The organism is Pseudomonas atagonensis (assembly GCF_011369485.1).
GTDB classification, from domain to species: domain Bacteria; phylum Pseudomonadota; class Gammaproteobacteria; order Pseudomonadales; family Pseudomonadaceae; genus Aquipseudomonas; species Aquipseudomonas atagonensis.
The window spans coordinates 33727-48044 of sequence record NZ_VXCA01000001.1; the positions used below are offsets into that span (position 1 = coordinate 33727).

Sequence of the window (14318 nt, forward strand, 5' to 3'; positions counted from 1 at the left end):
CCACCCGCACCGGACTGCGTCCATTCTCGGTCGGGCAAATGCGGCGATTGTACTGATTGCACAGAAGAACGCACTGACAAAGTAACCATTTTGCCATCAACCCGATGAAACGCTTGTTCGATTGCCCGACAAGGCTCTGGCCCGGCCCTCACATGCTGAAACACTTGATCCTGTGGCGAGGGCGCTTTCTCCCGCTGGAGTGGCAAATTTGTTGCCTGGATCAGCGGTTGTCGCTTACATCCAGCTCGCCATCCCAACCACCCCCCAGCGCGGCGATCAACTGCACGCTGGCAATCAAGCGGCTCTGCAAGACGCCCAGCACACTGCGTTCATTACTCAGTGCAGTGGCTTGCACCACAACCACGTCGATGTAGGCAATCAGGCCGGCCTTGTACTGGTTTTCGGTCAGGCGCAGGGAGTCACGGGCGGCGTCCAGCGCTTCCTGTCGCACCGCCGCTTCGTCCTCGTACACCTTCAACTGCACCAGGTAGTTTTCCACCTCGCGGAAACCATCGAGCACGGTCTGACGGTACTTGGCCACTGTCTGGTCGTACACCGCTTCAGTGCGATCGACTTCCGCCGAGCGGATCCCGCCGTCGAACAGCGGCAAATCGAGTTTCGGCCCTACCGACCAGAAACGGTTCGGCAAACTGATCAGGTCTTTCGAGGTACTGCTGCTGTAACCGCCGCTCAGGCTCAAGCTCAGATCGGGGTAGTACGCCGCTTTCGCCACGCCAATGTTGGCGTTGGCCGCGATCACCGAACGTTCGGCCGAAGCAATGTCGGGACGGCGCTCCAGCAATTGCGACGGCAGGCTCAGTGGAATCTGCGGCAATTTGGGAATGGTCCGGGTTTCGGCGATGCTGAACTCGGCGGGCGCTTGCCCCGTCAGCACGGCGATGGCGTTTTCAAATTGCGCCCGCTGCCAGATCAGATCGACCAGATCGCCCTGGGTGGTTTTCAGTTGAGTCTGCGCCTGGGCCACCGCGTCACGCCCGGAAACCCCGGCGTTGTACTGGTTCTGCGTCATTTTCAGCGAGCGCTCGTACGCCGCCACCGTCGACTCGAGCAAACGTTTCTGCTGATCGATCACTCGTAGTTGCAGGTAGTTCTGTACCAGTTCCGACTGCTGACTCAGGCGCATCGCCGCCAGATCGGCAAAACTCGCCTGGGCGCTGGCTTCATTAGCCTCGAGACCACGACGCAATTTTCCCCAGACATCCGCTTCCCAACTGACACCCAACTGCGCGTTGTAGGTGTCGCGAATCCCGCTGGAGGAACTGCTCAGGCTCGAACTGCTGCTGCCGGTGCCCTGACTGGAGCGGGTCTTGCCAAGGCTCAGGTCGACACTCGGGTAAAACGCCCCGCGTGCACTGCGCACCAGGGCTTGCGCCTGACGAAACTGGGCTTCCGATTGCGCGACGGTCTGGTTGGAGCCGTTGAGTTTTTCGATCAGCCCGTTGAGCTGCTGATCGCCGTACAACTCCCACCAGGCGCCACGGGCCAGCGAATCGCTGGGGCTGGCCTGACGCCAGCCTTCGGCTTCCTTGTACTGGGCAATTTCAGCGGTCTGCGGGCGCTGGTAGTCCGGGCCGACAGCACAGGCACTGAGCATCGCCACGCACAGCGACAGGCTCAACAGACGCGAGCCGCGCACGGTGGCCAGATTGATAAGCGAACGGTCAGTCATAGCGGAGTTTCCAGAGCGGCGTCAGTACGCACGCCACGCCATTTGTTGAAACGATGGCGCAGCTTGTCGAGATAGAGGTAAACCACTGGCGTGGTGTAAAGGGTCAGCACCTGGCTGAAAATCAGCCCACCGATGATGGTCAGGCCCAGCGGCTGGCGCATTTCCGCACCTTCGGCACGGCTGAGCAGCAGCGGCAAGGCACCGAGAATCGCTGCCAGCGTGGTCATCAGAATCGGTCGCAGACGTTGCAGGCAAGCGCTGCGGATCGACTCCAGCGGCGACATGCCCTGATGTCGCTCCAGTTGCAGCGCAAGGTCGATCATCAGGATCGCGTTCTTTTTCACCACGCCGATCAACAGGAACAGACCGAGCAACGAAATCAGGCTGAACTCGCCGCCCAGCGCATAGATCGACAACAAGGCGCCGACCCCGGCCGAGGGCAAGGTCGAGAGAATTGTCAGTGGATGGATGTAGCTTTCATACAGCACACCCAGCACCAGATACACCGCGAGCAACGCGCCGAGAATCATGAACGGCTGGCTCTTCTGGGTCGCGGCAAAGGCGTCGGCGGTGCCGGCCATTTTCGCGATCACATCTTCCGGCAAGCCAAGCTTGGCGATAGCCCGTTCGATGGCGGCACTGCCCTGCTCCACCGTCACGCCTTCGGCCATGTCGAAGGAGATGTCTTCGGAAGCGAACTGGCCTTCGTGGCTGACACGGTCGTCTTCCAGACTGTTTTCATAATGAGCGAACGTCGACAGCGGAATCCGTGCGCCGTCAGCAGTGATCACCTGCACTTGCTTGAGCGTCACCGGGTCCTGGGCGTATTTCGGATTGACCTCCATGACCACCTGATACTGGTTGAGGCTGTCGTAAATCGTCGAAATCTGCCGTTGGCTATAAGCGTTGTTCAGCACCGACGTGACCATGTCCATGTCGACGCCCAGGCGTTTGGCCTGATCGCGGTCGACAATCAGCGTCACCTGCTGCGCGCCCGCGCCTTCACGGGCATCGATCGCGGTCAGTTCCGGCAGTGCCCGCAAGGCTGCAACGACCTTTGGGTACCACTTGCGTAATTCACCCAGATCACCGCTCTGCAGGATGTAGCTGTATTGCGAGGTGGTCTGTTCACGACCACCGCCAAACTGCAGATCCTGATCGGCCATCAGCATCAATTGCGCGCCCGGCACCTTGGGCATTTCCTTGCGCAGGCGTTCGATGACTTTCTGCGCCGAGACCTGGCGCTCTTTGATCGGCTTCAGGCGCACCAGCATGAACGCGTTGTTGGTGCCGTTGGTGCCGCCGATGAACCCGGCAACGCTTTTCACCGCTTCGTCCTTGAGCACGGCGCGGCGGAAGATTTCCATCTTCGGCTGCATCACGCTGAACGACAGACCGTCGTCACCTCGCACGAAACCGATCAGTTGCCCGGTGTCCTGCTGCGGCATGAAGGTTTTCGGCACCACCACATACAGCGCAACGTTGACGCCCACGGTGATGAGCAGGCTGAGCAAGGTCAGGCGCCGATGACGCAGCACCCAGTCGAGGCTGGTGGCGTATTTGCCGACCATCCAGTCGTTGGTCTTGCGGCTCCAGCGTTGCAAACGGTTTTCCTGCCCCGGGGGGTGTGGCTTCAACCAGCGCGCGCAGAGCATCGGGGTCAATGTCAGGGACACCACCAGCGAAACCACGATGGCCGCAGCCAGGGTGATGGAGAACTCGCGGAACAGGCTCTCGACAATCCCGCCCATGAACAGAATCGAGAGAAACACCGCGACCAGCGAGACGTTCATCGACAACAGGGTGAAGCCGACTTCCTTGGCCCCCAGGTACGCGGCCTGCATCGGCTTGACGCCGTCGTCGATGTGCCGGGAAATGTTTTCCAGCACGACGATGGCGTCGTCCACCACCAGGCCCGTGGCGAGAATCAGCGCCATCAGCGAAAGGTTGTTCAACGAAAAGCCGTAGAGGTACATGACCGCGAACGTGCCGACCAGCGACACCGGCACCGCCAACGTCGGAATCAGCGAAGCGCGGAAGTTACCGAGGAACAGGAACACCACCAGAATCACCAGCGCCACGGCGATCAGCAGGGTCATCTCGGCTTCGTGCAAGGTCGCCTTGATCACGGGCGAACGATCCATCGCCAGATTCAGTTTGACGCTGGCCGGCAACACCGCTTGCAGCGCCGGCAATTGTGCCTTGATCTCGTTGACCGTCTCGATGATGTTGGCCCCGGCCTGGCGGTTGATCACCAGCAGCACCGCCGCGTCATCGTTGAAGAAACCGCTGTTGTAACGGTCTTCGACGCCATCGCTGACCTTGGCCACGTCCTTGAGCCGCAGCGCGGCACCGTCGGCGTAATGGATGATCAGCGATTCGTAATCCTTGGCTTTCTCCAGTTGGTCGTTGGCCTGAATCTGCCACAAGCGCTGACCGTCTTCGACCGAACCCTTGGGCCGGCGCACGTTGGCGTCGGCAATGGTTTTGCGCACATCGTCGAGGGCCACGCCGTACTGGTTCAATGCCTGCGGTTCAAGCTCGATGCGCACCGCCGGCAGGGAGCTGCCGCCGATCTGCACTTCGCCGACACCCTGAACCTGGGAGAGGCTCTGCGACAGAATGGTCGAGGCCAGATCATAGAGCTGACCTTTTTCCAGCACGTCCGAGGTCAGCGACAACACCATGATCGGTGCCTGAGAAGGGTTGACCTTCTTGTAGGTCGGCATGCTGCGCATCCCGCTCGGCAACAGATTGCGCGACGCGTTGATCGCTGCCTGCACTTCCCGCGCCGCGCCATTGATGTCGCGGTTGAGGTCAAACTGCAGAATGACCCGCGTCGAGCCCTGGCTGGAACGGCTGCTCATGGTGTTGATGCCGGCAATCGCGCCGAACGAACGCTCCAGCGGTGTCGCCACGGTGGACGCCATGACCTCCGGGCTGGCACCGGGCAGGCTTGCCTGCACGACGATCACCGGGAAATCCATCTGCGGCAACGGCGCCACCGGCAGCAGACCAAAGCTCACACCGCCCAGCAACATGATCGCCAGACTTAGGAGCATGGTCGCGACCGGGCGCTTGATGAAAGGACCGGACAGATTCATCGAACGCAGTCCTCAGCATCACACTGCTCCAATGTGGGAGCGGGCTTGCTCGCGAATGCAATTCGACATTCAACATTGATAGTGACTGATACAACGCCTTCGCGAGCAAGCTCGCTCCCACAGGGTTTGTGGATCCGGGCAGTCATGCCGACACCTCTTCGGAATCGGTATTGGTTTTACCGAAACGACGGCCGAGACGGTCGAAATACAGGTAGATCACTGGCGTGGTGAACAGCGTCAACACCTGGCTCACCAGCAATCCACCGACCATCACCAGACCCAGCGGCTGGCGCAATTCAGCACCGGAACCGGTCGCCAGCATCAGTGGCACCGCGCCAAACAACGCCGCCAGTGTGGTCATCAGAATCGGCCGAAAGCGCAGCAGCGCCGCCTGATAAATCGCCTCCTCGGGCGCCATGCCCTGGTTACGTTCAGCGTCCAGGGCGAAGTCGATCATCATGATCGCGTTCTTCTTGACGATGCCGATCAGCAGAATGATGCCGATGATCGCGATCATGCCCAGGTCATTGCCGCTGAGCAGCAGCGCCAACAAGGCACCGACCGCCGCCGACGGCAGGGTCGAAAGAATGGTGATCGGGTGGATGTAACTCTCGTAGAGCACGCCGAGCACGATGTACATGGTCACCACCGCCGCCAGAATCAGCAGCAGGGTGCTCGACAGCGAAGCCTGGAACGCTTCCGCCGCGCCCTGGAATTGCGTCTGCACGCCAACCGGCATGCCAATGTCTTTCTGCACTTGCTCGATGATGTCGACTGCATGACCCAGCGCGACACCGGGGGCGAGGTTGAACGACATCATCACCGCCGGGAACTGGCCGATGTGGGTAATCGCCAGTTGTGCCTGACGCTCCTCGACGTGGGCCAGACTCGACAGGCGCACTTGCGCGCCGTCCGTGGTTTTCACGTGAATCTGATCCAGCGCCTGCGGGCCGATTTTCTCCCCGGCCTGCGCCTGCAGGACTACGCGGTACTGGCTGGCCTGCGTGTAAATGGTCGAAATCTGCCGCTGGCCGAAGGCGTCGTACAGCGCGTCGGTGATGTTGGCCACCGAAACGCCGAGGCGCGAAGCGGCATCGCGGTCGATGACCAGATAGACCTGCAAGCCTTTGTCCTGCAAGTCACTGGCAACGTCGGTCAGCTCTGGCCGTTGCGCCAGTGCTTCGACCAGCCGGCCGCTCCACTGACTGAGCAATTCGGAGTCCGGCGAGGACATGCTGAACTGATACTGCGTGCGGCTGACCCGGTCTTCGATGGTCAGGTCCTGCACCGGTTGCATGAACAGGCGAATGCCGACCAGTTTGTCCAGTTGCGGTTGCAGCCGAGTAATCACTTCGCTGGCGCTGAGGTCACGCTCGCCATGGGGCTTGAGGTTGATCAGCAAGCGACCACTGTTGAGCGTGGCGTTATCGCCATCGACACCGATGTAGGACGACAGGCTTTGCACCGCCGGATCTTCAAGAATGATTTTGGCCAATGCCTGTTGCCGCTCGCCCATGGCGGCGAAGGAAATCGACTGTGGCGCCTCGGAAATGCCCTGAATCACCCCGGTGTCCTGCACCGGGAAGAAGCCTTTGGGCACGACCATATACAGGAATACGGTCAGCGCCAACGTGCCGATAGCCACCAGCAGCGTCAGTGGTTGATGCTTGAGTACCCACTGCAACTTGCGCCCGTACGCGGCGATCATCCAGTCAATGCAGGCGCCGCTGGCCCGGTAGAAACGGCCCTGCTCGTGTTCTTCCGGCTCACGCTTGAGCAGGCGCGCGCACATCATCGGCGTCAGCGTCAGTGAAACCACGAGGGAAATCAGGATCGCCACGGCCAAGGTGATAGCGAATTCACGGAACAACCGCCCGACAACGTCGGCCATGAACAGCAACGGGATCAACACCGCAATCAGCGACAGGGTCAGGGAAATCAGGGTGAAACCGATCTGCTTCGCGCCCTTGAGCGCGGCCTGCATCGGGCTGTCACCCTCCTCGATAAACCGCGCGATGTTTTCCAGCATCACGATGGCGTCATCTACGACAAAACCGGTGGCGATGGTCAGGGCCATCAAGGTCAGGTTGTTGACCGAGAAACCGGCGAGGTACATCACGCCGAAGGTGCCGATCAGCGACAGCGGCACGGCCACCGAAGGAATGATCGTCGCACTGGCGCGCCGCAGGAACAGGAACGTCACCATTACCACCAGTGCAATGGCGATCAGCAGTTCGTGCTGTACGTCAGTGACCGAGGCGCGAATGGTCTGGGTACGGTCGGTGAGTACGGTGACATCAAGGCCGGCCGGCAGGTTGTCGGTGATGCTCGGCAGAAGTGCCTTGATGCGGTCGACTACCTCGATCACGTTGGCGCCGGGTTGACGCTGAATGTTCAGCAGCACCGCCTGATTCTGGTTGGCCCACGCGGCCAGACGCTCGTTCTCGGCGCCATCGACGATTTCCGCGACATCCTTAAGCCGCAACGGCGCGCCGTTCTTGTAGGCGAGGATCAGGTTGGAGTAGTCCTTGGGCGACGTCAGCTGATCGTTGGCATCGAGCATCGAGACCCGGGTCGGGCCGTCAAAGTTACCTTTCGGCTGATTGACGTTGGAGGCGCCGATCAACGTGCGCACGTCCGACAGGTTCAGGCTGTTGGCGGCCAGCGCCTCCGGATTGACCTTGATCCGCACCGCCTGACGCTGGCCGCCGGCGATGCTGACCATACCGACGCCGCTGATCTGGGCGATTTTCTGCGCCATGCGCGTGTCGACCAGGTCATTGAGCTTGGGCAGCAGCATGGTTTTCGAAGTGATGGCCAGAGTCAGCACCGGGGTGTCCGCCGGGTTGACCTTGTTGTACACCGGTGGTGCCGGCAGATCGGTCGGCAGCAGATTGGTCGCGGCGTTGATCGCGGCCTGTACCTGCTGCTCGGCGACGTCCATGTTGATGTCGAGGCTGAAACGCAGGGTCAGCACCGAGGCGCCGCCGGAACTGGTCGAAGCCATTTGGGTGAGGCCCGGCATCTGGCCGAACTGGCGTTCAAGCGGCGCGGTGACGGCGCTGGTCATCACATCCGGACTCGCGCCCGGATACAACGTCATGACACGGATGGTCGGGTAATCGACCTGCGGTAATGCCGACACTGGCAACAAGCGATAAGCAATCAGGCCGGCCAGAACAATGGCCAGCATACTCAGGGTGGTGGCTACCGGACGGAGGATGAACAGCCGCGAAATGTTCATGCGCCCTTCTTGGCCTTGTCAGTCACAGCGGCGTCCGGCGCGTTGGCGGCGGATTTGCCTTGCAGGTGCTCGGTCGGGGTGGTCGGTACTTGATTGCTGTCGTTGACCACTTCCACTTCGCTGCCTTCCTTGAGGCGATCGGTGCCTTCCAGCACCACACGATCACCGGCCGCGAGGCCTTCCGTGACCACAGTGTTCTCTCCGTCGCTGGCGCCGATCTTCAGTTGGCGAATGGTGACTTTCTTGTCACCGTCCAGCGCATAGACGAAGGTGCCGTTGGTGCCGAACTGAATCGCTGCCGACGGCGCCAACACCACACCCTTGAGGGTGTCGGCCAGCAGGTGCACGTTAACGAACTGATTGGGGAACAACGACTGATCACGGTTTTCGTAACGGGCCTTGAATTTCAGCGTACCGGTGGCGACGTCGATCTGGTTGTCGAGGCTTTGCAGCACGCCGGTGGCTTGCAGTTTGGTGTCACCGCGATCCCACGCTTCGGCCGGCAGTTTCGCACCACTGCGGTAGCGGGCGAGCACGGTTTCAAGGCTGTTTTCCGGCAGCGTGAACGCGACGCTGATGGGTTGAGTCTGGGTGATCACCGCGAGGAACGTGGTGTCGTTGGCGGCCACGAGGTTGCCGACATCGACCTGACGCAGGCCGACACGACCGGCAATCGGCGCGCGGATTTTGGTGAATTCAAGATTGAGCTTGGCGTCGTTGACCGCCGCCTGATTGGTCTTGACCGTGCCGAGGTACTGGCCGACCAGGGCTTCGGCGGTGTCCAGCGTCTGTTTGGCGATGCTGTCCTCTTTGAACAGGCCGCGATAACGCTCGACATCGACCTGGGCGTTTTTCAGTTGCGCCTGATTCTGCAGCAAGGTGCCTTCGGCCTGGAGCAAGGCGTTCTGGTAAGGACGCGGATCGATCTCCGCCAGCAAGTCGCCGGCCTTGACCATCTGGCCTTCTTCGAAGTTGATCTTCACCAGTTCGCCGCCGACCCGGCTGCGCACGTTGATGGTGTTCAGCGCCGTCACCGTGCCCAGTGCCTTGTAATAGAGAGGGAAATCACCCGTCACCGCCGGTGCCACGCGCACCGGAATCGGCCCGCTGCCACCGCCGAAGCCCGGTCGCATCATCCCCGAACGCCCGGTATGCCCGGCCGCAGCCTTGTCGCCACCCTCCTTGTGGGCTGAACCGGCCGGCCAGAATTTCCAGCACAGTACGGCGATAACCAACAAGACAAGCAGGCTGATCAGCCAGCGACGGGAGTTGCGTGGGGACGATTGCATGGAGTGATTAACCATTGGGCGCGTGGGCTTCTTTTACAGGAGGCTGAACGATAAGCACTGGTGGGGGTAAAGCAAAGCAGCTTTACCGGCAATTTACCTTCAACTTACGTTTCAAGGTGTGAGGCAAAACACTGATACACAAATGAAAACGGCCTGGACAGGGCCAGGCCGTTAACAATTGTAAAGCGCTTGTTTCAGAACACTTATTTCAATACGGCCAGTGCTGCGTCGTAGTTTGGTTCTTCAGCGATTTCCTTGACCAGTTCGCTGTGCAGGACGTTGTCGTTTTCGTCCAGAACCACGACGGCACGGGCAGTCAGGCCTTTCAGCGGGCCGTCAGCGATGGCCACGCCGTAGTTTTCGATGAACTCGGCACCGCGCAGGGTCGACAGGTTCTGCACGTTTTCCAGACCTTCGGCGCCGCAGAAACGGGCCTGAGCGAATGGCAGGTCAGCGGAGATGCACAGCACCACGGTGTTGGCGACGTCGCTGGCCTGAGCGTTGAACTTGCGTACAGAAGTAGCGCAGGTCGGGGTGTCGACGCTTGGGAAGATGTTCAGCACTTTGCGCTTGCCGGCAAAGTCTTTGAGGGTAACGTCGGACAGATTGCCGGCAACCAGAGAAAAGGCTGGCGCCTTGGAACCGGCTTGTGGCAACTGGCCGTTGACTTGAACCGGATTGCCTTTAAGGGTGACTTGAGCCATGACTTGAGTCCTTCTGATGTTTTGATTGGAAAGCATGCAAGAGGCCGAAGTTAACCACGAAATTGTCCGACGACCTATGCCCTCGCTGAAATTGTTGGGCGACTGCGCGAAAAATTGTATACAACCGCTTGATTACAGCAACAGAAAAGTCACTTCAGCCGTTGCAGGCCGGGCATGGCGGACACATTCCGAAAGGCGTCGATGCTTGTTAAAACGCAGATCCGCATCTTTTATTTAGTACGCCTGTCGATTCACGCTGCGGTCGTTCGACTAATCAGTGAATCCCCACCTTCCACGGAGTAACTGCCATGCGATTCATGATCCTTGTCAAAGCCAGTGCCGATTCCGAAGCCGGCGTCATGCCCAGCGAAGAGTTGCTGACCGCCATGGGCAATTTCAACGAAGAACTGGCCAAGGCCGGCATCCTCGTTGCCGCCGATGGCCTGCATCCCAGCAGCAAAGGCGCGCGCGTGCGGTTCTCGGGCGCCAACCGCACGGTGATCGACGGGCCGTTCATCGAAACCAAGGAGCTGGTCGCCGGTTACTGGATCTGGGACGTGAAATCGAAAGAAGAAGCCATCGAATGGGTCAAACGCTGCCCGAACCCGATGCCGGGCACCGATTCGGACATCGAAATCCGCCAGATCTTCTCCGCCGAGGATTTCGGTGAACAGTTCACCCCGGAGTTGCGCGAGCAGGAAGAGCGCATCCGCGATCAGGCAAAGAAGCCCTGACCCGACTTGCAAATGCAATGCGATCAACCTGTGGGAGCGGGCTTGCTCGCTCCCAAAAGGGTTGAAGTTGTCAGCGATAATTTCGACAAGAAACCCCACAAGTTGCGTGCTAACTCTTTAATACACATTTTTTCCGTGATCCTGCACACAAAACCAAAGAATTAATCCATTCGACTGGCTAACCCCCGATTAGCTGCTAGCTTCAATCAGACGTGTCCTACAGGCTTGATAAGAAAGGGATTACACCGTAGCGGCCAAGAAGTGCTGCGTTGTCCATAAGACACTAGGGAATCGGGGATGAAGTTCAATCGATTGGGGAAGACTCTGTGTCTGGCGAGTTCGCTTGCCGCCGCATGCTGCGCGCAGGCGGATAATGCCGAGGACTCCAATAAAAGCAACAACCCGCTGAGCGTCGCACCGGGCGCCAACCTGCAGGATTACTACACCCCCAGGCTCTACGACTCCAACGCCCACACCAATGACGTCCTGCTGCGCGGCACCTTGCCGATTGCGCCCAATGACTTTATCGGCGTGCCGCAGCTGGTTCGCGCCACTTTGCCGATCAGCACCCGTCCCGACCCGCACAACGGCTACAGCACCGGCATCGGCGATCTCAATCTGTTCGATATTTTCATTCTGAAAACCGATGGCGTGCAGCTCGGGATCGGCCCGCTGATCACCGCCCCCACCGCTGAACAGGACGAACTCGGCACCGGCAAGTGGCAAGGCGGACTGGCCGCAGTGGCCATCGACTCGTCGCCCCGCGGGCTGCTTGGCGCCCTGGTGCAATACCAAAGCTCGTTCGCCGGCGACAACGACCGCCCTCACGTCGAAAGCGCAACGCTGCAGCCGTTCATCATCCATAACCTGGAAAAAGGCTGGTACCTGCGCTCCACCGGCACCTGGACCTTCGACCTGAAAAATGACACCCATTTCATCCCGATAGGCCTGGGCGTGGGCAAAGCCTGGAAGTCCGGCGGCAATATCCTCAACGCCTTCATCGAGCCGCAGTGGACGGCCGACCGCAAGGGTGATGGCCTGCCGCAGTTCACCCTCTACACCGGGATCAACGTGACATTTGGCAAATAGGGAATCCGCCATGAGGACCGCCATTAAAGCCGCCGGTTACAGCCTGATGACCATGTTCGTCAGTTGCGGCGTCGGCGCACAGGGTTTCAGCGCCACTCCCGACGAGGCCCGCGCCATCGCCAAGGAAGCCTATCTGTACGGTTTCCCCGTGGTAGAGATGTACAAAACCCTCTACACCCAGGCCGTCGACAGCAAAAGCCCGAACTACAAGGCGCCGTTCAACCAGATCGGCAATACCGCCAAGGCTTTCACTGCGAAGGACACCGCGTTCGTCACGCCAAACGCCGACACGCCCTACTCCTTCGTCTGGATGGATTTGCGCGCCGAACCGTTGATCCTCACCCTGCCGCCCATTGAGGAGCATCGTTATTACTCGGTGCAATTGATCGACGCTTACACGCAGAACTTCGCCTATCTGGGCACGCGCAGCACCGGCAACAACGGCGGCCATTTCATGATTGCCGGCCCCGAATGGGAGGGCCAGCAACCGCTCAACATTGACCGGCTGCTGCGCAGTGAAAGCAACATCGCCTACGCCCTGTACCGCACGCAGCTTTTCGATGAAAAGGATCTGGCCAAGGTCAAGCAGATCCAGAAAGGCTACAAGGTCGAAACCCTGAGTCACTACGTCAAAGAGAAAGCCCCGGCGCCGGCGCCAAAGGTCAGCTGGCCGAAACCGACGCCGACCATGAGCGAAACCCCGGACCTGTTCCGCTACCTGAATTTCATGCTCGCCTTCACCCCGCCGCAGGACGTCGAGAAAGACCTGCTCGCGCGGTTCGCGAAAATCGGCATTGGCGCCGGCGAGCCGTTCGATCTGAAGTCCCTCAGCGCCGAACAGCGCCAGGCGCTGGAGGACGGTATCAGCGACGCCAGGGCCGAGTTCGCCGCTTTCAAGAAGGACAAGGTCGATACCCACCAGGTTACCAGCGGCGATTTTTTCGGCACCCGCGATCACCTCAAGGGCAATTACCTATACCGCTATGCCGGCGCCAACATGGGGATTTTCGGCAACTCCGCCGAAGAGGCGAATTACATCGGCTATTTCGTCGACAAGGATGGCCAGCCAGTCGACGCCTCGAAACACGATTACACCCTGCATTTCGACAAGGGCGCCCTGCCCCCGGCCGATGCGTTCTGGTCGCTGACAATGTACGACGCGAAGAACAAATTGCTGGTCGCCAACCCGCTCAATCGTTACCTGATCAACTCGCGAATGCTCGCGGATCTGAAACTCGATGCCGACGGTGGACTGACGCTTTACGTGCAGCAGAAAAATCCCGGCAAGGATAAACAGGCAAATTGGCTGCCGGCGCCGAACGGGCCGTTCTATGGGGTGCTGCGTCTGTATCTGCCGCAGCCGCAGGTTGCCAGCGGCGAGTGGAAGATGCCGTTGTTGACCCCGGTCGACTCAAAACAATAAGCGGAGACAGTGATGGTCAAGCCTTACGTTGTGCGCCCGTTACTGGCGCTGTGCATATTCGGTAGCCCTGCGTTGTTCGCAGCAGAGGGCGGGGTCGGTCGGCCGATCACTGGCCAGCAAGTGTTCTCCAATGCCGGGGTGGTGCCACCGGCTCCGGGCTGGGTCGTGTCGCTGACCAGCATCTGGTACGACGGTTCGATCAAGGGCAGCGGCGGTGCGCCGATTTCCGGTGAAGTCAGCGCCGGGATCGACATGAAAGTGTCTTACACCATGGCCAACTTCACCCACGTCTGGGACACCGGCCCGGGCAAATGGAATTACGCTTCGGCCATCGGCGTGCCGGTGCAGTACACCGACATCAACGCCAGTGTCACCGGTTCGCGTGGACGCACCCTCGGCGACAGTGATTCCGGCACCCAGTTCGCCGATGCGCTGGTGACGCCGATTGCCGCCGGTTATCACTTCGACGAACTCAATCACATCGCGTTTTCCCTGCCGATCTACGTGCCGACCGGCGCTTACAACGAAAACCGTCTGGCCAACCCCGGGCAGAACAATTACACGTTTATGCCCACCGTTGCCTTCACTCATCTGGACGGCAAGGGCGGCGAATTCACGCTGTCGAGCGGGCTCGAGTTCTACACCGAAAACGACGCCACCGATTACCGCAACGGCGACATTTTTACCCTCGACGCACTGTGGACCCACGGTTTGGGCAATGGCTGGAGCGCCGGCCTGGCCGCCGGTTATGTGCAGCAGATCAGCGACGACAAAGGTGATACCGCCGACTCGCTCAACGGCTTTCGCGGACGCTCGGTCGGTGCCGGCCCTACCGTCGGCTGGAGCGGTAAGTTCGCCGACACGCAGGCCAGTTTCAGCGCGCGCTGGGTGCCGGAGTTCGACACCAAGAATCGCCCCGAAGGCGACGGCATCAGCGCCAACATGACCCTGGCGTTTTTCTAGAAGGAGCCAGGGATGCGGTCTGTTTTTCAGTGGGACGACCTGATTAGTAGACGCTGGAATTTCCGTCTATCGTTCATT

Annotated in this window: 9 protein-coding genes; 4 read left to right on the plus strand and 5 right to left on the minus strand. The window is 60.0% G+C overall.

Translation table 11 applies throughout. The features are described from left to right. Positions 1–220 precede the first annotated feature (220 nt). The 5 genes from F2P67_RS00130 to tpx all read right to left on the minus strand — a co-directional run bounded on the left by F2P67_RS00130 (position 221) and on the right by tpx (position 10031). Positions 221–1690 carry an efflux transporter outer membrane subunit gene (locus F2P67_RS00130; protein ID WP_166215760.1) on the minus strand — a complete coding sequence of 490 codons (1470 nt, stop codon included), beginning with the start codon at positions 1688–1690 and terminating at the stop codon, positions 221–223. Then, positions 1687–4794, minus strand: coding sequence for an efflux RND transporter permease subunit (locus tag F2P67_RS00135; protein WP_166215762.1), 3108 nt, complete (start codon positions 4792–4794; stop codon positions 1687–1689). Before F2P67_RS00135 ends, F2P67_RS00130 begins: the two co-directional genes overlap by 4 nt. Positions 4795–4936: 142 nt before the next feature. Then, the gene (locus F2P67_RS00140; RefSeq protein ID WP_166215763.1) at positions 4937–8038 is read right to left on the minus strand and encodes an MdtB/MuxB family multidrug efflux RND transporter permease subunit; all 3102 of its coding nucleotides are present in this window, start codon (positions 8036–8038) and stop codon (positions 4937–4939) included. Further along, on the minus strand, positions 8035–9342 hold the full coding sequence (locus tag F2P67_RS00145; RefSeq protein ID WP_166215765.1) for an MdtA/MuxA family multidrug efflux RND transporter periplasmic adaptor subunit: 1308 nt from the start codon (positions 9340–9342) through the stop codon (positions 8035–8037). The genes F2P67_RS00140 and F2P67_RS00145 overlap by 4 nt, the downstream gene beginning before the upstream one ends. Positions 9343–9530: 188 nt before the next feature. Next, a complete protein-coding gene (gene tpx / locus F2P67_RS00150; RefSeq protein ID WP_166215767.1) occupies positions 9531–10031 on the minus strand; it encodes a thiol peroxidase in 501 nt (166 codons plus the stop codon). 308 nt (positions 10032–10339) lie between these two features. On the opposite strand from tpx, the gene F2P67_RS00155 reads away from it, so the two are divergent. The 4 genes from F2P67_RS00155 to F2P67_RS00170 all read left to right on the plus strand — a co-directional run bounded on the left by F2P67_RS00155 (position 10340) and on the right by F2P67_RS00170 (position 14240). Beyond that, positions 10340–10765, plus strand: coding sequence for a YciI family protein (locus tag F2P67_RS00155; RefSeq protein ID WP_166215769.1), 426 nt, complete (start codon positions 10340–10342; stop codon positions 10763–10765). A 297-nt stretch (positions 10766–11062) separates the two neighbouring features. Further along, a complete protein-coding gene (locus tag F2P67_RS00160) occupies positions 11063–11854 on the plus strand; it encodes a hypothetical protein (protein ID WP_166215771.1) in 792 nt (263 codons plus the stop codon). Positions 11855–11864: 10 nt separating this feature from the next. Beyond that, positions 11865–13277, plus strand: coding sequence for a DUF1254 domain-containing protein (locus F2P67_RS00165; RefSeq protein ID WP_166215773.1), 1413 nt, complete (start codon positions 11865–11867; stop codon positions 13275–13277). 12 nt (positions 13278–13289) lie between these two features. Beyond that, complete coding sequence (locus F2P67_RS00170) at positions 13290–14240, plus strand: SphA family protein (RefSeq protein WP_166215775.1); 951 nt, start codon at positions 13290–13292, stop codon at positions 14238–14240. Positions 14241–14318: the final 78 nt, after the last annotated feature.